This is a genomic window from Streptomyces europaeiscabiei, assembly GCF_036346855.1.
In the GTDB taxonomy this organism is placed as follows: domain Bacteria; phylum Actinomycetota; class Actinomycetes; order Streptomycetales; family Streptomycetaceae; genus Streptomyces; species Streptomyces europaeiscabiei.
The window spans coordinates 446,083-467,581 of the sequence record NZ_CP107841.1 but is presented as its reverse complement, the minus strand read 5'-3'; the positions used below and the strand labels follow the sequence as shown (position 1 = coordinate 467,581).

The window sequence follows — 21,499 nt, the reverse complement described above, 5'->3', positions numbered from 1 at the left end:
GGTCGCGGCTCGGGTTGTCTGGGCCAGGCGCAGCCAGCGGGGGGCGTAGACGGCGGTCTGCCGTTGTTCCATGCTCCATCCGGCGTCGGCCGAGCAGGTTGGCGGCCACCAGCCCGTTGGGACCGGCTTCGATCACCACCGTGTCAGGCATGGCCTCCGGTGCCGTGGGCTGCCGCCCTGCGCCGCCCGTGAAGACTCGGAGGTTCTTCGGCCTCGGTCTCGGCCCGGGTCTCGCAGAGCCGGGCGAGCCGGGCGAGCATCGCGCGATGCCGCAGCTGGATCAGCGCCTCCACGCCCACGTTGTGGAGCGCTCCGCCCACCCCCTGCAGCGGGTGTTCGTCCGCGATCACCAGGCAGTACCGTCCCCAGGGGCGGAGCCGGATGGAGATCCGCGCCGTTCCCAGCGCACCTGCCCGCGCCTCCAGGCCCAGCTCGGCGTCCTCCTCGCAGTACCGGACGACCGTCTCGTTGCGCAGCCGCAGGGGGCCCACGCGGACCTCGTACCCGATCGCCGAGTCCACCTCCGGCCACCGCCCCCGCACCGGCTCGGAGGCCGACGTTCCCACCACCCACTCCGCGTACCCGGTGCCGTCCGCGAGGACGGCCCACACTGCCTGCGGACTCACCTTGATCAGACGATGCCGTACCGCCATGCCGCACCTCCAGCCCGTCCTGCCTCGGTCGACTGCCGAGTGCCCGGCGCGATGAGATCCACACCACATCGTGCAGCGGGCGGGAGGAGCGTTCCGCAAGGGCCGGTCAGCCGCTGGGTGGGCCGGTCGTGGTCGGGGGCGTACGCCGGATGACCGGATGAGGAGTCCAGGACGTCGGGCTTTGTCGTTGCCCGAACGGATGCCGAGGTCTGCCCCTATGGACCTCCTCGAACAGGACGACGCCGGTGTAGCAAGGAATGTCGAGCAGTTGGTCATGGGAGAGGGCTGTCAGTGCGGAAACGCGGTAGCGACAAGGCAGGCGACGAGAGGAAGGCCGACCGGGCTTCCGCCGTCACGGCGGCAGGATCGCCCGCGCGGCAGCAACCGGATCTGTCCTCGCCCCAGGGGCTGCTCGCACTGCAGGGCACCACGGGCAATGCCGCGGTCGTCCAGCTGCTCCGTCGGGCCGGCCATTCCTGGGCCCAGGAGGAACACCGGCACAGTGCCGACTGCGGCCACCCGAGCGCCGCGGAGCCCACCGTGCAGCGCTCGGCCGTCCACGACGTCCTGCGCGCCCCCGGACAGCCCCTGGACGGCGCCACCCGCACGGACATGGAGGCGCGTCTCGGCGCCGACTTCTCGGACGTCCGCATCCACAACGACAGCGTGGCGAGGGCTTCCGCCGCCGAGGTCGGCGCCCGTGCCTACACCTCCGGCAGTCACGTGGTCATCGGCGACGGCGGTGCGGACAAGCACACTCTCGCCCACGAGCTCACCCATGTCATTCAGCAGCGTCAGGGGCCGGTCGCAGGCACCGACGACGGCGGCGGACTGAAGGTCTCCGACCCGTCCGACCGGTTCGAGCAGGCAGCTGAAGCCAACGCGCACAGGGTGATGTCGGGCCCGGCCCGGCCCGCGGTGCAGCGGGCGGCCGACACTCGCCGGACGTCGACGGACTCTCACGGCGTTCACTCCGGAGCGGTGGTTCAGCGGGCACCCGGCGACCCGCAGGAACTGCTTCACGAGAAACACTGGAAAGACAAGATGACGGAGGCGGGATTCCCGCTGCTTCCGCCCAAGACACCGAAGAAGAAGGGCAAGGCGTCCGCAGCTCCGAAGCGGAAACTGGAAGACGTTCTGCAGACTGTCGGGCCCGGGCTCCTGGCCCAACTGGCGGAGAAGAGCGGAAAAGGCACGGAGCGCCTGAAGCTGTACCGGTCGATGTTCACGAGCGAGGCCGTCGCCATCATGAATTGGAAGGGAAAGGCCGCGGAGACGGAAGCGTGGATGCAGACGGAGAGCAAGGAAGGCAGCGGGATCGCGAAGCGGTACCGTGAGACGGTGGACGAGGGCCGCGGCCCGATCGGAGCCATGCCCGTGAAGAATCACCTGGGTGACATGGGTCAGGCCGAGGAGTATTTCGCTGATGAAGATGCTCAGGTGTTGATGGAGTTCACCCTCAAGGAGGGTGCGGAGGAGCTCCTGTTCCATCCGGAATACATGGCGATATCCGGCGACAAGGGAACTCCCTATCACATCAGGAAAACCCGTGAGGCTGAGACCGGCAGTGCGTTTCCGCAAGCCGCGGCCGGTGAAGGGACGCTTCCGGGCTACATCGGTCTGAAGCCCGAGAAGAAGGAGCCGTTCAGTCTTTCCATCGGCGACACCGACATCACGCGTCTTCTCTTTCAGCTGTTCGTGGAGGACGTGCGAGCCGTGAAGGGCGAGAAGAACCTGTAGCCACTACTGACTGGCCGTCCCGTTCTTCCCGGAGCTCCGCGGACGAACCGGCTGACGCGCCACGCGGTGGCGGAGGTAGACGACTCTCGAGCCGAAGGTGCGGGTCTCGACGAGTTCGAGATCCACCCGGCGCTCGTCCCGGGGGAAGAACGGAATGCCACCGCCGACCAGCACCGGGTAGACCATGGCCCGGTACTCGTCGATCAGACCCGACGCAGCCGCCTCGGCGGCGAGAGTCGCGCCGCCGATCGCGATATCGCCTTCCCCCGGCTCGGCCCGCAACCGCTCGATCTCCTCCGCCACGCCGCCGGAGAGCAGGCGGGCATTGCCCTGCACCGCGGACAGGGTGGTGGAGAACACCACCTTGGGCAGCGGGTTCCAGAGCGCGGCCCACTCGAGCTCGGCGTCGTCGAGCGAGGGATCCTGGTCGGCGGTCTCCCAGTACAGCATCGTCTCGTACAGCCGTCGTCCCATCAGGTGGACGCCGACCTCTCGAATCTCGTCGATCCAGAAGCGAAAGACATCCTTGTCGGGCACAGTCCAGTCGAAGCCGCCGTCCGGCCCGACGATGTAGCCGTCAAGCGAGACACTCATCGAATAGGTCACGCTGCGCATCAGAACCTCCTCGTAACGGGTTCGACAGTACGACCGCCGGAGTCGCAGGACTCATCGCGGCTCGCGGGATTTCCTGGGCCGAGTCGCCTCACGAGATCATTTCGTGGAGAAGACCTCACTGCCCGGGGACAGTCGGCTGACGGGTCCCTCACGGATCTTTTGCGCAGAAGGAGTGGACCCGCCACCCCACTGGAACCGATCGTGGGGACATGAACGATCACCCCATGGCACCTGTCACCCCTTCCGGTTCGCCGCCGCCCTCGCCCCCGCCCACGGGTTCGCGAGGGACGCTGAGTGACGTGCCTGTGGCCGGGGAGGCCGGAGAGATCCGCCGGTTCTGGGAGTCGCTGGGTCTCCCCGGACTGGTCGACGTCCACACGCACTTCATGCCCGAACGCGTCCTGCGCAAGGTGTGGGAGTACTTCGACGCGCTGGGACCGCTGACCGGTGGGATGGAGTGGCCGATCACGTACCGGAAGGAGGAGGCGGAACGGGCCGCCCTGCTCCGGGCGTTCGGCGTCCGGGCGTTCACCGCGATGCTCTACCCGCACAAGCCGGGCATGGCCCGGTGGCTGAACGGCTGGGCTGTCGACTTCGCCCGCCGCACCCCCGACTGCCTGCACACCGCCACCCTCTACCCCGAGCCGGACGTCGAAGCGTACGTACGGGAGGCCGTCGAGGCGGGGGCACGCGTCTTCAAGGCCCATGTACAGGTGGGGGCGTACGACCCGGCCGACGAACTCCTCCACCAGGCATGGGGGTTGCTGGCCGAGGCCGGTATCCCTGTGGTGATCCATTGCGGCTCCGGGCCCGCGCCCGGCAAGTACACCGGCCCGGAGCCGATCGCGCGGGTGCTGGCGCGACATCCCCGGCTGCGGCTGGTCGTCGCGCACATGGGTATGCCCGAGTACGAGGAGTTCCTCGGTTTCGCCGAGCGGTACGGGGAAGTGCGGCTGGACACGACGATGGCGTTCACCGACTTCAGCGAGGGGTTCATGCCGTTCCCTCGCCGGGCCCTGCCCCGGCTGGCCGCTCTCGGTGACCGTATCCTCCTCGGCTCCGACTTCCCCAGCATCCCCTACCCGTACGTGCACCAACTCCACGCCCTGGAGCGACTGGGCCTGGGAGAGGAATGGCTACGGGCGGTGTGCCACGACAACGCGGCAGAGCTGTTCGGGTTGTGAGGGCCCGTTCGTGACCTCCGGACCGACCGAGCACCACCGGCGCGATCCGCCCTTCGTCCCCCTGCAGGGGTGCCCGGAGGAGCCCGGGGGGAAGCCCAGAGGGGCATGATTCCCCGCAGTTCGCGCGCGGGACCCTCCCCTCCATGTCGTGCGTCCTGGCCCGGTCGGTAGGGTCTGCGCCTGTCGATCATCGACTGCGTGCGGCCGGGGGGCCGTTGGGGGAGGGACTGGATTATGGGCAAGCTGCCCGGAGTGCTCGCGTTGCCTCGGATGCTGCGGCATCTGGCGGCCACCGGCGAGGGACTGCCGCCGGACGGGGCGGTCGAGGTGGACGGGCCGGACTCCGCTCTGCGGGCTGCGCTCGCAGCCGCCCGGTCGGGAGCCTGGGAACCCGCGGCGGAACTGCTGGCGCGGACGCGCGCCACCCTGGACTGGGACCGGCGCGGCGAATACAGCGCATCCCTGGCCGAACTCGCGCTGCACCACACCGGATGGCTCGACGGCTGGCGGCGGGAGCGGCCCGGCGATCCCGATCTCGCCCTGGTGGCAGCCGAGTTGGAGATCGACCGCGCCTGGGAGATCCGCACCGCCGCGCGCGCCCGCCATGTGTCGCAGGAACAGTTCCAGGCGTTTCGTGCGGTCCTGCGCGACGCCGCACCGGTCCTGCGCACGGCCGCCGACCTCAACCCCGGCGATCCCGTTCCCTGGCGGATCCACATCGCCCACGCCATGGGGCTCGGTGCGCCCCGCGACGTTTTCGACGAGTACCTGGCTCGAGGGCGCGAAGCCCATCCGCACCATGTGGGCCTGCACGCCCGCGCGGTGCAGTACCTGGCGGAGAAGTGGTACGGCTCGCACCCGGAGATGTTCGAATTCACCGAGTCGGCCGCCGCGGCGGCCCCCGACGGTTCACCGCTGCGTGGACTGCCCCTGCACGCGGTCACCGAGTACGCGCTGGACCACAAGGCGGGGATCGGGAAGGGCCCGGTGGCCTGGTCCCGGATCGAGGGGCATGTCGAGGCAGGGCTGGAGCTGTCCGCCGCGTTCGAACCGGGCGACCGGCGGGCGGCGGGCTTCCGCAACCACCTCGCGCTCGCACTGATCCGCTCCGGGCGCGAGGCCGAGGCCCTGGAGGTCTTCCGCCTCATCGGTACCGACGCACGAACATTTCCCTGGGCGTACCTGGGTGACGCGAGGGAGATCTTCCTCCTGATGCGGCAGGGCGTCCGCGTCCATGTCGCCCGCCGGACACCGTACTTCGGCGGCAGCGTACCGGCGCCGGCCGTCGGCCGACCGTCGGGTGCCGCCGGTACGGCGGAGGACGTGCCCCCGCCCGCGGCCATGGCCGTCGCGCTCGTCGGCGCGCCGCTGCGGGACGCCCGCGAGGCGATCCTCATCACCGGCGTGACCATGCGCCTGGTCCCGGCACCAGGCGGCAGCACGTTCGTCGAGGCGGCGCCCTCGGCGGATCAGCCGGGCCGCCGCAAGGGCGTGCGCGGGACCCTGCTCGGCGAGGGCGGGCTGCCCCGGCTGGCCCGTACGTTCAGTCGGGGCGAGAAGTGGCCGGTTCTCGTGGCGGTCAAGGAGGGCGCGGACTACACGCTCCACCTGTACCGCGACGGCCGCCTGGTGGCCGCCCACGCATGGTGGGCCGACCCGGCCGAGATGCCGACCCAGAAGGAGGCGGCAGAACGGGCGACCGCGCTGGCGGCGGCCTACGGCGTGACGGACCACCGGCCCCTCACCGCGGTACTGCGCGGCACCGGTGATCCCCGCCGGCATGTCGACGAGGCGTTCGCGGCACTCGAACTGCCCTCGCTCCCGTCCGGCTTCGGGCACCGCGCCGAGCCCCTGGCCGAGGTGCCGGGTGCGCAACTGGTCGAGCGGCGGACCTTCTTCCGCGCGCTCAAGGAGTCGCTGTCCTCCGACAGTGCAGGTGCTTCCGGCGGCGAGCTGCCCCCGCTCTCCTGACCGCGTCACCCGTCACGTCCAGCAGGCGCCCGCACCGTGTCCGGCGGTGGCGGCACCCCGGTGGGGCGCAGCTCGACTTGATAGGCAAGTGGTTGGTTGCCTATCCTGTGGTCGTGGCCGACGACCTGTTCAAAGCCTTGGCCGACCCCACCCGCCGGACCATCCTCGACGAGCTGACCGAGAAGTCCGGACAGACACTGTTCGAGATCTGTTCCCGGCTGACGATGAAGCATCAGCTCGGCATCTCGCGCCAGGCGATCTCCCAGCACCTCGCCGTGCTGGAGGCCGCCGGCCTCGTCGAGACCAGACGGGAGGGCCGCTACAAGTTCCACGATCTGAACACAGCCCCGCTGCGGCAGATCGCCGACCGGTGGCTCGTGCCCGACCCATCAGGACCCCAGGAGAGCACCTCATGAAGATCCGTCTGACCAGCGTCTTCGTCGACGATCAGGCCAAGGCCGAGCACTTCTACACCGAGATCCTCGGCTTTGTGAAGAAGCACGACGTCCCGGTCGGCGAGAAGGACCGGTGGCTCACCGTCGTCTCACCCGACGAGCCCGACGGCACCGAACTCCTTCTGGAGCCCGCCGGCCATCCTGCCGTCAAGGCCTACCGCGACGCGCTCGTCGAGGACGGCATCCCGCTCGCCCAGTTCGCCGTGGACGACGTGCAGGCGGAGTACGAGCGCCTGCGAGGCCTCGGCGTGCGCTTCACCCAGGAACCCCTGGAGATGGGCCCCGTCACCACCGCCGTACTCGACGACACCTGCGGCAACCTGATCCAGATCGCGACACAGCCGCAGTAGAGGTCGACCGTGTGCGGGTCGTCCGGAGCGAGGACCGCCCCCACTCCGCAGGTCGTCGGTGGCGTGGTCACGACCACGGAGTTCGCGCTGTTGTCCTCCAGCCGCTCCACATGTGTTCTCGTTCGACTACGCCGGGGCCGGCCCCGCAGGGTCGGCGCATGCAGCGATGCGCCGAGCGGCAGCAGAGAACCTGGGCGGACCCGGAACGGCGGCTGACCCGGTGACGGCGGGAACGTGCGGCAAAGGCGCCCTACGTGCCCTGCTGCCGACGCACCATCTCCGTGATCCAGGTGGGCGCGAACGGAGAGGTGCAGTCCGGGGAGGTCGGGTAGTCCTTGAGCACCTCCAGGCGTTCACCGATGTCGATCGCACGGGCACGGTGCTCGGCGTGGTCGATGCCGATCTGGGCCAGGCAGTGGTTCATCGCCCACTGCAGGCGATCCGGGGCGTCCTTCATGTCCGCCTCGATGACGTCGAGCAGCCCTGGGAGGTCGAGGCCCTCGGGCTTTTTCGCCACCCGTTCGGTGGTCAGCGCCCAGCCCGCACTCGCGACCGCGGGGTCCGGGTCGCAGGACCAGGCCAGGCGAAGGTCTTCGGAGTGCGGGTTCTTCTTCACCACGTAGTTCACGAGCCAGTCGTGCACCTTGGGTGTGCGTGCCTCGCGCACCATGGCGTCCAGCTCGTCACGCCCGAACGCCTTCGGGCGGCAGGTCAGGAGTGCCAGCAGCCTCGCCGAGCTGTCTTCCGTCGCCCAGAGCAGGCACGCCAGTTCCTGTTGCGTCTTGAGCCGTTTCGCGAGCGCGCGCAGCTTGCCGAGGTTCACACCGTGATCGTCACCGTGTCTCTCGTTCACCTCGCGTGCCTTCGGGTCCTCGAGATCGGCCAGCTCGGCCAACACCTCGACGACCGTCGTCCCGGTCAGCGTCACCTCGGTCTCCCGGTCACCTCGGTCTCCCGTCCCTCACGTGGGAGATCAGCCTATCTGTGCCGGAACGCCGGATGTCAGCGGTCGCCGTCGCCGTGGGGAGGAGGCAGACAGGTGCCGCTCGGCAGCCCAGGAGCGGCCACGAACGAACCGACGGCATCGCCCGCGCCACCAAGACCCTTCCCGGACCCTCCTTGCCGATCGGCCCGTGTACCGCGTCAGCCGCTCCTGCCCGGCGTCGGCGCGGTGGGGCCTGCCGGGCCGACGCGGAGCGTGGCCCTGTAAAGGGCGTCGCGGTTGGGGGGTGTGCGACACGTGGCCTCGGCCGGAAGCCGACAGAGATACAACTCGGTGAAGGAAAGTTTCGCTCTTGCGGCGGAGAAAATTAACATGACGATGTTCCGGGGGCCACAGGTGCGGCCGTACGGGGTGCCAGAATGAGCCGGGCAGATCCAGAAGACGGGCGGGCGACCTTGGCGGACTACGCGGCTGACGGGCCGGTGGGCGGGAACGACGGGCAGGGCGACACGTCCCGGCCGGTCACGATCGCGTTCATCGCCGAGTCGGCGGGGGTCTCGGTCCCCACCGTGTCCAAGGTGATCAACGGCAAGTCCGGCGTCTCCGCCGACACGCGCGCACGCGTCGAGGAGCTGGTCAACAGGTATGGCTACCGCAAGCCGACCAGCGCCAACCGGAACAACGTCGTGGAACTCGTGTTCCGCGAGCTCAAGCACATGTGGGCGGTCGAGATCATCCGGGGTGTCGAGCGGGTGGCCCGCCAACACCGCGTGGGCGTCATGGTGTCCGAGTTCGGGCTGCACGACACGGACCCGCTCACCTGGGACGACACCGTCTCCCGGCGCCCCAACTGCGTCCTGTCCGTGGCCCAGCTCTCCGAGGCCGAGCGCGAGCAGCTCAAGGCGAAGGGCATTCCCTTCGTCGTCGTCGACCCGGCCACGGAACTGCCGGACGACGTCCCGTTCGTGGGTGCCACCAACTGGTCCGGCGGCCGGGCCGCGACCCGCCATCTGACCGAACTCGGACACCGTCGCATCGCCATGATCAGCGGTCCGCAGGACCAGCTGTACTGCTGCGCCCGCCTGGACGGATACCGCTCCGCGATGCACTCCGCCGACCTGCCGGTCGGGCCGGAACTCGTCGTGTACGCGCAGCTCACCAGTGAGGACGGCTACGCGGCGGCGCGTTCCCTGCTGGAGCTGCCCGAGCGCCCGACAGCGGTCTTCGCCGCCAACGACCTACAGGCGCTCGGTGTCTACCAGGCGGCACGCGAGGCCGGTCTGCGCATCCCCGACGACCTGAGCGTCGTCGGCTTCGACGACCTGCCGGTCGTGGCCTGGGTGGACCCGCCCCTGACCACCGTTCACCAGCCCCTGACCGAGATGGCCGTGGCCGCGACCGAGCTGGCACTCACGCTCGGTCGGGGAGAGGCCGCACCCCAGGCCGGGCTGGAGATCGCGACGACCCTGACGGTCCGGGCCAGCACAGCTCCCCCCAGGAGCTGACCCGCGAGGTCATTGACCGTCAGGACGGGCCATGACTAGCCTGATTCGGGAAACTATCCGTCATGGGATGAGAAACTTTCGTAACGGCGAAAGGACCCGATGAGGGTGACGAGCGTGTCCGAGCCGGTAAGCACCATCAGCAACCCGGTGATCCCCGGCTTCTACCCCGACCCGTCCGTCTGCCGGGCGGGCGACGACTACTACCTCGCGTGCTCCAGTTTCGAGTACTTCCCCGGCATCCCCGTCTTCCACAGCCGGGACCTGGTGCACTGGACCCAGATCGGCAACGCGCTCGACCGCCCGAGCCAACTGCGCCTGCCGCCGGAGACCGCCTCCTCCGGGGGGATCTACGCCCCCACCCTGCGCCACCACGAGGGCCGGTTCTGGCTGATCGTCACCAACGTCAGCGGTGACGGCAATCTGCTGTTCACGGCCACCGACCCGGCCGGCCCCTGGTCCGATCCGATCCGGCTGCCCGGAGTGCACGGCATCGACCCGGACATCGCCTGGGACGACGACGGCACCTGCTGGTGCACCACCGCCGGAGTAGGGCAGATCCGCCTCGACCCCCACACCGGGGAGACGTTCGGTGAGCGCCGCCAGCTGTGGTCCGGTGCGCCCGGCGCCAAGGCCCCCGAAGCACCGCACCTGTACCGGATCGGCGACCACTGGTACCTGCTCATCGCCGAGGGCGGCACCGAGCGGGGCCACGGTGTCTCGATCGCCCGCGGCAGCGCACCCACGGGCCCGTTCGAGCCCTGCCCGGCCAACCCGATCCTGACCCACCGCGGCACCGACCACCCCATCCAGAACACCGGCCACGCAGACCTGGTCCAGGGACCCGACGGCTCGTGGTGGATGGTGCTGCTCGGCGTACGGCCGGGCGGCGGCACCCCAGGCTGGCACGTACTCGGCCGGGAGACCTGTCTGGTGCCGGTCGAGTGGGTCGACGGCTGGCCCGTCGTCGGCGAACTGTCGACCGTCATGCCCGCACCGCCGTGGCCCCTCCAGCCACCCGCAGCCGCGCCGGAGCGCCGCGACGACTTCGATGTGACCGAGCTGTCCCCGCACTGGATCTCGCTGCGCCGGCGCCCCTCGGAGGACTGCACCACGAAGGAACGGCCCGGTTGGCTGACCCTGCGTGCCCGAGGCGGATCACTCGACGACGCCGACGTGACGTTCGTGGGCCACAGGCAGCGACACCGGTCGTGCCGGGTGCGCACCCTGGTCGACGCGGCGGAGGGCCAGGGCGGCCTGGCCGTGCGCCTCGACGAGAGCCACCACTACTCCGTCGAGGTCACCGCCGGGCAGGTGCAGGTCCGTGCCCGTATCGGCCCGTTGAACACCGTCGTGGCGTCCCGGCCGGTGCCCTCGGGGCCCGTGGTTCTCAGCGTCGAGACCGTCCCTGTGGAAACCATGAAGGACGCGCGCACCGGCCCCGACCTCGTCTCGCTCGGCTTCGAGGAGCCGGACGGCACCTTCGTCGAACTCGCCTCCCTGGACGGCCGGTACCTGTCCACGGAGGTCGCCGGCGGTTTCACCGGCCGGGTCCTCGGCCTGTTCGCCTCCGCCGGCTCCGTCCACTTCGACTGGTTCGACTACGAGCCGCTGGACGGCTGAGGCAACCGGGCTCGGACCGGCCGTCACACGGTCGCTCCCACCCGCAACCGCTGCTGTCGGCGCACGCGTTGCAGGTCCGGGTCCGGGACGGGGGCGGCCGCGACCAGGCGTCGGGTGTACGCGTGCCGCGGCCGGTCGCACACGTCGACGCCACGTCCCGGAGGTTCAGATGACCACGCCCCCTCCGCCGTTCGACCCGGAGCTGGGCGCCGTGCTCGCCGAACCGGGCGACCAGGTGCCCACGACCGCGACCCCGGACGGCATCCCCGCGGCGAGGGAGCGGCTCAACGGCGAGGTCCCCCTCCTGACGAACGACGAACTGAGCTGTGGCGGGCTCTTCGACGTACAGGAGCGGACGGTGCCCGGCCCGCCGGGCCCGCCGGACGTCTCGCTGCCGATCTGTCGGCCCACCGCCGCGCCCGCCCCGCGCCCGATCGTCTACTTCACGCATCCCGGCGGCATGATCGTGGGCACCAACCGGCTGGGCCTGCCCCTCGACTGGGCCGAGGAACTGGGCCTGGTCGTGGTGTCGGTGGAGTACCGGCTCGCCCCCGAGCATCCGCACCCGGCACCGGTCGAGGACTGCTACGCGGGACTTGTGTGGACGGCGGCACAAATCCGCACCCGGCACCGGTCGAGGACTGCTACGCGGGACTTGTGTGGACGGCGGCACACGCCGAGGCGATCGGCGGCGATCCGGACCGCGTCGTCCTGGCCGGGGGCAGCGCGGGCGGCGGACTCGCCGCGGCCCTGGCCCTCCTCGCACGGGACCGACGGGGCCCGCGCGTCCTCGGCCAGCTGCTGATGTGCCCGATGCTCGACGACCGCAACGACACCCTGTCCGCCCACCAGATGGCCGGGCTCGGCGTATGGGACCGTACCGCCAACGAAACCGGCTGGAACGCCCTGTTGGGTGAGGCGCGCGGCACCGACGACGTCGAGCCGTACGCCGCCCCGGCCGCGCGGCCGACCTCTCCGGCCTGCCTTCGGCCTTCATCGACGTCGGCTCCGCGGAAACGTTTCGGGACGAGGACGTCACCTACGCATCCAGGATCTGGCAGGCCGGGGGGAGCGCCGAACTGCACGTGTGGCCGGGTGGCTTCCACGGCTTGGACGGTCTCGTACCCGAGGCGGCCCTCTCGGTCGACGCCCGGGAGGCCCGGCTGCGGTGGCTCCGGCGACTGCTGGGGGAGTGACGGAAGAGGACCGCGGTCCGCGCCGACGGCACGCCCCGCGCGGTCGTCGCTGCGCGGGGCGGGCCGATACATCGGGCGGGGCGTGGCCGATCCGGTCCTGCCGGTCCGGGAGAGCTTTAGTCCGGTCAGGGTGCCGCCGCATCGCGGACGAGGGCGGTGTCGACGAACTGTTCGAAGCGGACGATGAGTCCGCCGCGTACGACGAAGTGGTGGGCGACGCGGACGTCGATGGCTTTGGCGGTGGCCTTGTTGACGGCGGTGTAGCGGGCGAGGACGACGACGTTCTCGCCGTCGGCGATGTAGGTGTCGTCGTGGGCGGTCCAGCCGTCCCAGTCCTGGCCGAGCTTCTCCATCACGTTGGCGGTGACGCCGTGGGGGGTGCGGTAGGTACCGGCGAGGGGGAAGCCGGCCATCTCCGTCCACTCCACGTCGGGGGCGAGGGTGGCCCGCAGGGCTTCCAGGTCGCCGGCAGCGGAGGCGAGGTACTGGCGGCGTACGACGTCGGCGGGTGCGGTGGAGGTGGCGAACTCGCTCATGTTCAGCCCCACTTCATCTCGCCCTTGGCGACCTTCGCGCCGATCTGGGCGGCGATGAGCATGCCGTGGTCCGGGTAGCGCTTGGTGAGGGCCTCGGTGAGGGCGGCGCCGTCGGCGGCCTTGTCCAGTTCCTCCTCGAAGGCGAGGAGGTAGTCGCGGGTGGCGGTGATGGCGGAGGCGTCGGCCGGGGTGCCGGGCAGGCGGTGGCCGGGGACGACGAGCTGCGGGGCCAGGGCGGCCATCTCGTCCAGCAGGTCGATCCAGGACGCGCGGTCACCTGGGGTGGGGGTGTCGGCGACCCAGACGTGCTCCTGCTGGAAGAGCAGGACGCCGCCGAGGAGAGCGCGGTGCTCGGCCTGCCAGAGGTAGTGGCGGTCGGGCAGGCCCGCGGGGCCGCCCCGGAGCGCGAAGAGGTGGCCTTCGAGGGTGAGGTCGCCGGTCAGCGGCTGGAGGTCGACCAGGCGGGTGGGAAGGTTCGCGCCGAGGGCGGCCCAGGCCTTGAGCTTGCCCTCGTAGGAGTGCTGGATGTGCTCGATGACGATCGGGGTGGCCACGAAGACGGCGTCGGGGAAGGCGTCGGCGATCACTTCGGCGCCGAAGTAGAAGTCGGGGTCGGCGTGGCTGACGAAGACGGTCGTCAGCGTCTTGCCGGAGTCGAGGATCTCGGCGGCCAGCCGGTGACCGTCGGCGCGGGTGAAGGCGGCGTCGACCAGCAGCGCTTCGCTCTCGCCGGTGATCAGGGTGGCGGTCTTGTTCTTGCTGCCGGCCGGGAAGTCGAGGTCGAGGACCTTGAAGGACAGGGTGCTCACGGGGAACTCCTTGAGGGGGGTGGGGACGGGGAAGGTCAGGAGGCAAGGGTGGCCGCGTGGGACGCCAGTCGCTTGTCGACCTCGTCCGCGGTGGCGCGGCCGTAGGCCAGGGGAGCGACGGAGCCGCCCTCGACGGCCAGCAGGCTGGGGAAGCCGGTGACACCCAGTTCGGCCGCGCGGCGGAAGTCGGCCTGGGCGGCGGCCCGCGCCTCGGGCGACTCGAAGGCGGAAACGACGGCGTCGGCGTCCAGTCCGGCGGCCTCGGCGACCGCGCGATACGTGGCCGGGTCCGACAGACTTCGGCCGTCGGAGTAGAAGGCTTGCTGCACCTCCGTGGCCAGGGCCGCGGCCCGGTCGGGGGCGGCCTGACGCAGTGCGGCCACGCCACGGGCGGCGGCCTCGGAGTCCATGACGAACGAACCGTCGGCGATCAACCGCTCGTAGCCCTCGCCGAACTCGGCACCGGTCAGCTCCGCGATCTGGGCGTTCGCGCCCTGGACATAGCCGAACTCGCGGATCGGCACCCGGCGCGATCCGGTGAAGAGACCGCCGGAGACCACCTCCACCGGCAGCTCGGGGTGGCGGGAGGCCACCTCGCGGAGGGTCACGGAGAAGCCGTGGGACCAGCCGCAGTAGGCGTCGAAAACGTAGACCAGCTTCATCGTGACCTCAACAGGCGCGTGACGGCCCGCCCGGCGCGGGCGATCACCTGACAGAACAGTAACTGATGTGTCAGGTATTTCTGGAGTGTGCGTGAGGTGGGTCACATGGAGGTGGTTCAGGTCGGGACGTCGTGAGGGGCGTCGGCGTGCGGGTCAGGGCAGTCGGGGCAGTACGTCCCGAGCCGAATGGCTGAGGATGCGAAGATCCTCAGCGAACCGCTCGCGGTCTGCCACCGGCAGAGGGCTGAGGAAGTGCTCCTTGATGTTCTCGACATGGACCACAGCCGCGCGAACCGCCGTCTCCTCGCCCAGCGGAGTCAGCCGGACCAGCTTTCCCCGCCGGTCGGCAGGGGACTCCTCCCGGGTCACCAGCCCGGCCGCCTCCATACGGTCCACCAGGCGGGTGGCACCGCCGGTGGTCAGGACCTGCTCCTGGGCGATGGCCCGCATGGGCAGTCCCGGCTCGCCCGCCCGCCCGAGGATCAGCAGTACCTCGAACATCAGGTGGCTGATGCCGCACTCGACTTCGAGCGCCCGCCCGAGGATGTACTCCAGCCGGTTGGCCGCCCCTTGCAGCCGCCCGAACGCGAGGACGAGTTCGTGGTCGGCGGCCTCCTTGGCCGTACTGATCCCTGCCTGCTCGCTCACGGCTGCGCCGCCCCTCTCCTGGTCCCGACCGCCACCGTACCGATCTTGCCCTGGGCGAGGGGAGCGGCGGCCAACGGGACCCCACCCGGGTGCGGGGTGGCCGAAGGGCGTCGGGAGTGGTGCCGCCGCTCACGGACGGGCCGGCGGCACCGCCCGCCGCCATGCCCCCGGGTGCAGTCCGAGGTGGCCGGGCGGGGGGTCGCCCTCGACCTCGCCGAAGTACAGGGCGAAGGTCTGCTTCCAGCGCTCTTCCCGGTGTACGTCCTGGTCAACCTGGCGGTGCGGCCCCCGTCGGACACCTCCTCGCCGATCAGCCCGACGAGTTCGCCCACGCTGGACAACTTCGGCCGGGCCTGGCAACAGGGCGCGCTGGGCGCTGCGTTGGCCAACAGCGTGCTGGTGACGGTGTGCAGCGTCGTCGTTGTGCCGCCACCCCCGGTTCCAGCGATCAGCACCACCTCCGTACGGTCATCTGGTCCGACCCCACCATCCCCTACCGCACCGAGGCACTGCTGGGTGACGGCCCCGACCCCACCCCCTGGCTGCTCGACGGCAGCCGCGTCCTGCGCGAGGCGGGCGCCACCGTCATCGCCATTCCGTGCAACACCGCGCACGCCTTCGTCCCGCGCATCGCCGACCACGTCGGCCTGTCCATCGTCCACATGATCGGCGAGACCGCCCGGCACCTGACCACGCTGAGCCCGCGCACCCACACCGTCGGACTGCTCGCCACCACCGGCACCGTCCGTGCCGGCCTCCATCAGGAGTGGCTGGACCGATTCGGTGTCCGCCTCGTCCTGCCGGACGAGGTCGGCCAGGACCGTGAGGTCATGACCGCCATCCGGGCGGTGAAAGCCGGTGTGCGCGACGACACGGCTACCCGGTTGCCGGCCCGCGCCGCACAGCGCTGGCCGAGCAGGGCGCGCAGGCGGTGATCGCGGGATGCACCGAGGTTCCGCTCGGGCTTCCCCCGGACGCCGTGGAGGTCCCCGTCGTCGACCCGGCGCTCGTCCTGGCCAGGCTCTGGTCCGCCGGGCCCGGACCGAAGGCAGAGCCGTAAAAGGGGAGTCATGAAGAGGGAGTGAACGGCGATGTGCTGTACGCAATATGTCACTTGACCGCCCTGTCTCTCGCCGCCTCCTCAGTGACGAGGTGTTCCACCGCCTGCGTGACTCCATCGTGCGCGGCGAACTCGTCCCCGGTGAGAAGGTCAAGGACGGTGAGCTCGCCGAGCGCCTCGGCCTCAGCCACACCCCGCACCCCGGTGCGCGAGGCGCTCGCCCGGCTCACCGACATCGGCCTGGTCGAGGCCAAGCCCGGCGTCTACACCCGTATCACCACCCTCAACCGCCGCGACGTCGAGAAGACCCCTCGCAGTCCTGCGTTCCCTCGACCGGCTTGCCATCGGGACAGCCGTTCCGGTCATGATGGAACAGGACTTGAGACGTATGCGAGCGGCCAACCGCGATTTCGAACGGGCTGTCGCCGCCAACGACATCACCGCCGCACTCGACGCCGACGACCGCTTCCACGCCGTCCCCATCACGGCTGCGGACAACCCCGTCCTCAGCCGGATCGTCGAACAGCTCCACCCCCAGATCCACCGCATCCTCTACCGCAAGTTCTCGACCCTGCTCGGCGGCCACAACATCATGGAGCACCACCACGAACTCGTCGACGTCTGCGCCGACGCAGACGCCCGTTCCGCCGCCGAACTCTCCGGACGCCACTGGTCCGAACTCGGCGGACACGTCAACCAGCTCTTCGACACCAATCAGTTCGCCGAGGCGGCAGCCGGGTAGGGCATCGCTCCGGTACATCGTCGGCGGGTCCGCGAGGGGCACCTGACCTACGGCAAGCATCACCGACACGAATTGGATTGCCCTATCCACTTCTCTGTTACTGTGGCGGGGCGGGGTGGATCGGCGGGCTGTTCGATCATGAAATGGATAGCCCTATCCGCATGCTTGTCCGGCGTGGCCTCGCCCCCGTCGCGCGATCCCCGCTGCCCTCACGCCCCTTTGCGAAAGGATCACCATGGCCACCATGTCGTTCGCCGACGCGGCACGCATGTGCCTCACCGTCAAGTACGCCACGTTCTCCGGCCGCGCCCGGCGCGCGGAGTACTGGTGGTTCTCGGTGGTGTACGCCGGCGCCGCCGTCGCGTTCGTGGGGCTCGGCTTCGCCATCGAGGTCCCGCTGCTGAGCTTCCTCGTACTGCCGTTCGTCGCGCCCATGCTCAGCGTCTCCGTCCGCCGACTGCACGACACCGGCAAGTCCGGCTGGAGAATGCTCATCGCTCTGATTCCGGTCGTCGGCGCGATCGTCTACCTCGTCGGCATGACGGTGGACAGCACCCCGGGCGCCAACCGGTACGGCCCCTCCCCCAAGGCCGTGAGCTGACACGCTCTCGTGTGCAGGGCCAGGAAGCGGGCGAGGTTGTGTGACCGAACATGCCACATACTCCGCATTGTCGGCTCCCGCCGCATTGTCGGCTCCCGCCTACGCAACTGCTCTCCACCGACCGCCACGGCGACGCGGTGCGCGCCGATCACGACGCCGACGTGGCCATGGGCGCCCGTGGACTCGGTCGCGCGGCAGTCGCCCCGGACGTGCAGGCTGATCTGTTCCTTCGGCAGCACCTGTCCCGCGTTGATCGGCAGGTGGCGGGGGAGCCGGTACTCGGCGGGGGTGAGGCCGAGTTGTCTGGCGCCACGCCGGGCGCTGCCGGCCACGTCGTCCAGGACCAGGTCCCCGTGACGGGCATGCCCGCACACGGATCGGGACGTCGGCCGTGCAGCAGGACCTGGGCCCGCGCCAGGATCTCAGTCGTCCGGAAGGGCCTGGTGAAGTAGTCCTCCCTTTCCCCCCGCCGAGCTCGGGGAGGCAGGTGTGGAGGTAGGCGCAGGTGATGAGGAGGAGGACGGGCGACCTTTGTCCAGTACGAGACGGCGGCCCCGGGCGAGGTCGCTCCCTCGCCCGCCACGACGAGAACGCTCGGCATGTCCTCCTGCGACGACGTCGGCCCCTTGTCCTTTCCGCGCATGCCCGGCCCCTCGTCGACAGCCGGTTGCATGACCTGGGCAGGCGTACGGGCGCTCGGTCACCGCGTTCACCGCGGTCACGCAGGGAATGTCCCAGCTTCAGCCGTTCGCTTGTGCGGGCTCGGAATCGGCCTGGGACGGTGCTGTCGGTTCCTGCGCGTCGGGAGCGGTGTAGTAGACGGATGAGCCCTGCCTGGTGCGCTGGGCCTTGCTCTTGGCTACAAGCCCTTCGAGGGTGGTGCGGACGACGTTGGTCTGGATGCGGCGCTCGGGGTGAGCCTTGGTGAGCGCGGTGGCGACCTCGGCGGCGGAGCGCGGTTCGCTCTGCTCGGTGAGGTGACGGCGGATGAGCTCGACGAGAGTGGGCTGGTTGCTCTTGGGAGCTGAGCCCTTGGGAGCTGCGGTCTTGGGGGCCGCGGTCTCGGGGGCCGCGGTCTTCGGCGCAGCGGTCTTGGCGGGTGCCTTCTTCGCCTGCTGCTTGGCGCCCTGTGGGGGAGCTGCCTTCTCGGCCTTCTTCGCTCGCGTCCGCTTGGCGGCTTGCGGCGTGGCGGCGGTCTTCTGGCGGGGAACGGAAGGTGTGGCGACCTCGTCGGCCGCGGGAGCGGGCTCAGGTGTCACGACGCCGAGTGCCTGTTGCATGTTCGCCAACACGCCGTGGTCCTGCTGCAGACTCCGGAGTTGGTCCTGCAGGGCGGTGATCTCCGCTTGGAGACGCTCCTGTTCCTTGGCGTTGCGCTCGAGGTCGGCGGCGACCTGGGCGGTGTACTGCGCCTTGAGATCAGTTGTTTCCGATGGTGTTTCGGTCATGGCGGTCCCTCCCGACAAACGAATGTGTTGTGTGCGGATGTTACTCACCATTGCTCGCCCACAGTCCGTATGTCTGCATTGATTCCCACGAAGAGGGGGCGCCGCCGACGTCCGCCCATGCCGGGCCCGGCGTCGGAACGCGGGGATCGCGGCGGGCCAGGCCTTGTCGGTGCAGTCGGTGCAGTCGGTGCAGTCGGTGCAGTCGGCGGACAGCAGGAAGTTGGCCATGCCCCAGTTGGCGAAGCGGAAGGCGTGCGTAGGCCCACCGTCCCTGTGGTGGACGATCTGACACGGTTGCCGTCCACCGCACCTCCTCGTTGATCGGGTGGGTGCTGTACTCGCCGTGGCGGGAGACGGCCGGGCAACGAGGCTCCTCGCCTTGCTTCTGGAAGACCACCACGGCCTTCCGGTCGTGATGTGTCCGAGGGGCTCGGTGCCGGCTGTTCCCTGGTCCTTCTCGAAGTGGAGGCGTACATGTACGCGTATCAGCCGTTCCTGCGCAGGGCCTGTGAGTACGTGCTTGCCGTTCCGAGGCGGTTGGTTCTGCAGCCGCCGGTGATGAGTGCCAGGCTTGTTCTGTATCTCGGCATTCACCGGGGTGGCGAACGTGCTCGGGCAACGGCGACGACCGTCAGAGGTTCCGGACACGGCCATGATGTGTCGGAAGGTGGCAAACAGTGAGCACAAAGCCCTTCTCCGAGGACGACCCGCGCGTCACGCCCTACATCTGTGTCGACGGCGCGGCGGCCGGGATCGACTTCTACGTCGCTGTCCTGGGCGCTACGGAGCGCATGCGCATGGCGTCTCCCGACGGCAAGATCCACCACGCAGAGCTGCAGATCGGCAACTCGGTCGTCATGGTCGCGGACGAGTTCCCGGAGCTGGGATTCCGCGGGCCGAAGTCGCTCGGCGGCACGCCGGTGCACCTGTACGTGTACGTCGAGGACGTGGACGCGGTCTTCGCCGAGGCCCTCACCAGGGGTGCCATCGAGCTGACCGCGGTCAAGGACGAGTTCTACGGCGACAGGGTCGGACAGTTCGAGGACCCCTTCGGCCATCGGTGGCACGTCGCCTCGCATGTGGAGGACATCTCGCCGGAAGAGATGGAGGAGCGGGCCAGGGAGGCCATGCCCGGCTGAGTGGGCGGGCCCCCGGGTCACCCCGTCGGGGTGCCGATCCGAAGCGGATTCCCATAGGGGTTCCGCAACTCCGTCTCGCGTCCCCAGGCAAGTCCTCGACACCCACACCGAACTCGGCGGCGGACGTCGACATCGTGGACACGCGGACAGCCCAACGTGTCGGGGCAGGCGTCCCCTGTGTTGCTCGGCCAGGAACAACGTCGCTCGGCCCGTGCCAGGCGGCCCGGCCGCGGTGCGCGAATCTCCGTTGCCGGGGAGGCTTGTCGCCCGCGATCCTGGGGCCATGAGGTACATCGTATGCAGCTGAAGCTGCGTCAGTTCAGGCCCAGGACCGGTCCTCACGAACACCGTGTCGTCCAACCGCGGCAGCCCCTGCGCCACACCTCGCTGCGCGCTCCCCAGCCCATCGGCATGCTGCTCGGAGACCACGACGGCCTGAACCGGCTCGCGGGCCTGCTCTCCTTCGCCGCCTACTCCCGGCACACCATCGTCCACGTGCCGCTGCGCGACAGCCTGCCGCCCGACGAGGGTGTCGGCGAGCTGGTCGACCTCGTCCTGGCCCACCACACGCTCGGCCTGCGCCCCAGCAAATGGCCCGAACTGCGGCGCAAGCTGGTCGACGGAACGCAGCTGACCGCCCGCACCGACGAGGCACGCACCACCCGGGACGCCGTCACATGGCGCGAACGCTGCGAACGGGCCGACAACCGGGACGAGTTGCGGCACTCCACCCACGCCCGAACGTTCTTCCTGTTCGGCAGCCGGGACGTCTTCGCCGAGACCGCCACCTCCCTCGCTCACGCGGCGGGTTGGGGCCCGCACCAGAAAGGCGTCGCCAAGGGGCACTCAGCGCTGATGACGGCGCTCCCGGCACTGGTCCAGCCACCCGGCGGCGGGCACCCCCTGGAGGTGCTGGTCTGCTTCAAACCGTATCCGCCCTACGCCCACTTCAGGCGGCCGGGGGGATGAGCCGACCGCCGACCGCCGACTGCCGGCACTCGCGGACGGCGACATGGCCCAGCCCGAGGACCAGCGGCGCCTCGGCCACCACGAGGACGAGCAGCAGGCGGCCAGAGCCGGGTAGTAGGTCGGTCTGCCATGGGTCGCAGACGCATCCGTGCACCCGCGCCGCATCAGGCACCCGTTGCCCGGCGTCGGCGGATGGCCGCCGCCGCGCCAAAAAAGGGGGGGGACGCCACCGGTCCGTCGCCGGTCGACGGGCGGAAGACTGGCAGCAAACACCCTCTGATCTGCGACGGGAGGGCAATTCGCTCCACGCCATCACGACTGCGGCGAACGTCGACGACATCACGCAGGCTCTCGCACTCGTCGACGGCATCCCGCCGGTGGCTTGGCGTCCGGGCCGTCCTTCGACGTCCCGAGTCCATCCTGGGCGACAAGTCGTACGACTCCCGGGTAGTTCGCCGTGAACTGCGCATGTTCAGGTGTCGGCCGGGGCGGGTTTCCTCGGCCAGTTGGGGGTGGCGCCTTTCCGGGCAAGGCGGTTGGTCATGAGGTGATCGACGGCGAGTGGCGCATCGTGCACTCCCATAGGGCGTTCACGCAGACCGAGAAGGGAGCCATCTGGAGCCATCGCCTCCTGACGGGCAGGGGGCCTCCGC

Annotated in this window: 22 protein-coding genes and 1 pseudogene; 14 read left to right on the top strand and 9 right to left on the bottom strand. The window is 70.1% G+C overall.

Annotation, left to right across the window (positions count from 1 at the left end; translation table 11 throughout):
• Positions 1-143: 143 nt before the first annotated feature.
• Positions 144-653 (bottom strand): SRPBCC family protein, encoded by a 510-nt coding sequence (locus tag OG858_RS02265; protein WP_086751541.1) that lies wholly within the window; start codon positions 651-653, stop codon positions 144-146.
• A gap of 291 nt (positions 654-944) precedes the next feature.
• On the opposite strand from OG858_RS02265, the gene OG858_RS02260 reads away from it, so the two are divergent.
• Entirely contained in the window at positions 945-2,393 is a 1,449-nt protein-coding gene (locus OG858_RS02260; RefSeq protein WP_086751543.1) for an eCIS core domain-containing protein, read from the top strand.
• 3 nt (positions 2,394-2,396) lie between these two features.
• Here OG858_RS02260 and OG858_RS02255 read toward each other — a convergent pair whose 3' ends face one another.
• Positions 2,397-3,008, bottom strand: coding sequence for a dihydrofolate reductase family protein (locus OG858_RS02255; protein ID WP_086751545.1), 612 nt, complete (start codon positions 3,006-3,008; stop codon positions 2,397-2,399).
• A gap of 209 nt (positions 3,009-3,217) precedes the next feature.
• On the opposite strand from OG858_RS02255, the gene OG858_RS02250 reads away from it, so the two are divergent.
• From OG858_RS02250 to OG858_RS02235, 4 genes are all read left to right on the top strand, one after another.
• Positions 3,218-4,192 (top strand): amidohydrolase family protein, encoded by a 975-nt coding sequence (locus OG858_RS02250; protein ID WP_086751546.1) that lies wholly within the window; start codon positions 3,218-3,220, stop codon positions 4,190-4,192.
• Positions 4,193-4,426: 234 nt separating this feature from the next.
• On the top strand, positions 4,427-6,163 hold the full coding sequence (locus OG858_RS02245) for a hypothetical protein (RefSeq protein WP_086751548.1): 1,737 nt from the start codon (positions 4,427-4,429) through the stop codon (positions 6,161-6,163).
• 113 nt (positions 6,164-6,276) lie between these two features.
• Positions 6,277-6,579: an ArsR/SmtB family transcription factor gene (locus OG858_RS02240; RefSeq protein WP_086751561.1), complete on the top strand. Its 303-nt coding sequence runs from the start codon at positions 6,277-6,279 to the stop codon at positions 6,577-6,579.
• Complete coding sequence (locus OG858_RS02235; RefSeq protein ID WP_086751550.1) at positions 6,576-6,968, top strand: VOC family protein; 393 nt, start codon at positions 6,576-6,578, stop codon at positions 6,966-6,968. Before OG858_RS02240 ends, OG858_RS02235 begins: the two co-directional genes overlap by 4 nt.
• 250 nt (positions 6,969-7,218) lie before the next feature.
• On the opposite strand, the gene OG858_RS02230 is transcribed toward OG858_RS02235, so the two are convergent.
• Entirely contained in the window at positions 7,219-7,896 is a 678-nt protein-coding gene (locus OG858_RS02230; RefSeq protein ID WP_408059372.1) for a DNA alkylation repair protein, read from the bottom strand.
• Between the two features lie 434 nt (positions 7,897-8,330).
• Here OG858_RS02230 and OG858_RS02225 point away from each other — a divergent pair, with 434 nt between their 5' ends.
• From OG858_RS02225 to OG858_RS02215, 3 genes and pseudogenes are all read left to right on the top strand, one after another.
• Positions 8,331-9,416, top strand: a complete 1,086-nt coding sequence (locus OG858_RS02225) for a LacI family DNA-binding transcriptional regulator (RefSeq protein ID WP_319268191.1) — start codon at positions 8,331-8,333, stop codon at positions 9,414-9,416.
• Positions 9,417-9,515: 99 nt separating this feature from the next.
• A complete protein-coding gene (locus OG858_RS02220; RefSeq protein WP_319268189.1) occupies positions 9,516-11,036 on the top strand; it encodes a glycoside hydrolase family 43 protein in 1,521 nt (506 codons plus the stop codon).
• Positions 11,037-11,205: 169 nt separating this feature from the next.
• Positions 11,206-12,232: pseudogene (locus OG858_RS02215) on the top strand (alpha/beta hydrolase).
• 125 nt (positions 12,233-12,357) lie between these two features.
• On the opposite strand, the gene OG858_RS02210 reads toward OG858_RS02215, so the two are convergent.
• The 4 genes from OG858_RS02210 to OG858_RS02195 form a co-directional block, all read right to left on the bottom strand.
• Positions 12,358-12,768: a nuclear transport factor 2 family protein gene (locus tag OG858_RS02210; protein WP_218779672.1), complete on the bottom strand. Its 411-nt coding sequence runs from the start codon at positions 12,766-12,768 to the stop codon at positions 12,358-12,360.
• Between the two features lie 2 nt (positions 12,769-12,770).
• On the bottom strand, positions 12,771-13,577 hold the full coding sequence (locus tag OG858_RS02205; RefSeq protein ID WP_319066232.1) for an MBL fold metallo-hydrolase: 807 nt from the start codon (positions 13,575-13,577) through the stop codon (positions 12,771-12,773).
• 35 nt (positions 13,578-13,612) lie between these two features.
• Positions 13,613-14,239 carry a DsbA family protein gene (locus OG858_RS02200; RefSeq protein WP_319268187.1) on the bottom strand — a complete coding sequence of 209 codons (627 nt, stop codon included), beginning with the start codon at positions 14,237-14,239 and terminating at the stop codon, positions 13,613-13,615.
• 153 nt (positions 14,240-14,392) lie between these two features.
• Complete coding sequence (locus OG858_RS02195) at positions 14,393-14,887, bottom strand: MarR family winged helix-turn-helix transcriptional regulator (protein ID WP_086751462.1); 495 nt, start codon at positions 14,885-14,887, stop codon at positions 14,393-14,395.
• 407 nt (positions 14,888-15,294) lie between these two features.
• Between OG858_RS02195 and OG858_RS02190 the strand changes: the two genes are divergently transcribed.
• From OG858_RS02190 to OG858_RS02175, 4 genes are all read left to right on the top strand, one after another.
• Entirely contained in the window at positions 15,295-15,822 is a 528-nt protein-coding gene (locus tag OG858_RS02190; protein ID WP_328545189.1) for an aspartate/glutamate racemase family protein, read from the top strand.
• A gap of 172 nt (positions 15,823-15,994) precedes the next feature.
• Positions 15,995-16,315 (top strand): GntR family transcriptional regulator, encoded by a 321-nt coding sequence (locus OG858_RS02185; RefSeq protein ID WP_319268182.1) that lies wholly within the window; start codon positions 15,995-15,997, stop codon positions 16,313-16,315.
• Complete coding sequence (locus OG858_RS02180; RefSeq protein ID WP_319268180.1) at positions 16,312-16,689, top strand: GntR family transcriptional regulator; 378 nt, start codon at positions 16,312-16,314, stop codon at positions 16,687-16,689. The genes OG858_RS02185 and OG858_RS02180 overlap by 4 nt, the downstream gene beginning before the upstream one ends.
• A 235-nt stretch (positions 16,690-16,924) precedes the next feature.
• Complete coding sequence (locus tag OG858_RS02175; RefSeq protein ID WP_256960831.1) at positions 16,925-17,290, top strand: DUF805 domain-containing protein; 366 nt, start codon at positions 16,925-16,927, stop codon at positions 17,288-17,290.
• A gap of 740 nt (positions 17,291-18,030) precedes the next feature.
• Here the strand turns inward: OG858_RS02175 and OG858_RS02170 are convergent.
• On the bottom strand, positions 18,031-18,738 hold the full coding sequence (locus OG858_RS02170) for a hypothetical protein (protein WP_086751459.1): 708 nt from the start codon (positions 18,736-18,738) through the stop codon (positions 18,031-18,033).
• A gap of 677 nt (positions 18,739-19,415) precedes the next feature.
• On the opposite strand from OG858_RS02170, the gene OG858_RS02165 reads away from it, so the two are divergent.
• Together OG858_RS02165 and OG858_RS02160 are read left to right on the top strand one after the other, a co-directional pair.
• The gene (locus tag OG858_RS02165) at positions 19,416-19,877 is read left to right on the top strand and encodes a VOC family protein (protein WP_328545190.1); all 462 of its coding nucleotides are present in this window, start codon (positions 19,416-19,418) and stop codon (positions 19,875-19,877) included.
• A gap of 297 nt (positions 19,878-20,174) precedes the next feature.
• On the top strand, positions 20,175-20,846 hold the full coding sequence (locus OG858_RS02160; protein ID WP_086751455.1) for a hypothetical protein: 672 nt from the start codon (positions 20,175-20,177) through the stop codon (positions 20,844-20,846).
• On the opposite strand, the gene OG858_RS02155 is transcribed toward OG858_RS02160, so the two are convergent.
• Complete coding sequence (locus OG858_RS02155) at positions 20,827-21,018, bottom strand: hypothetical protein (protein ID WP_328545191.1); 192 nt, start codon at positions 21,016-21,018, stop codon at positions 20,827-20,829. The genes OG858_RS02160 and OG858_RS02155 overlap by 20 nt on opposite strands.
• Positions 21,019-21,499 lie beyond the last annotated feature (481 nt).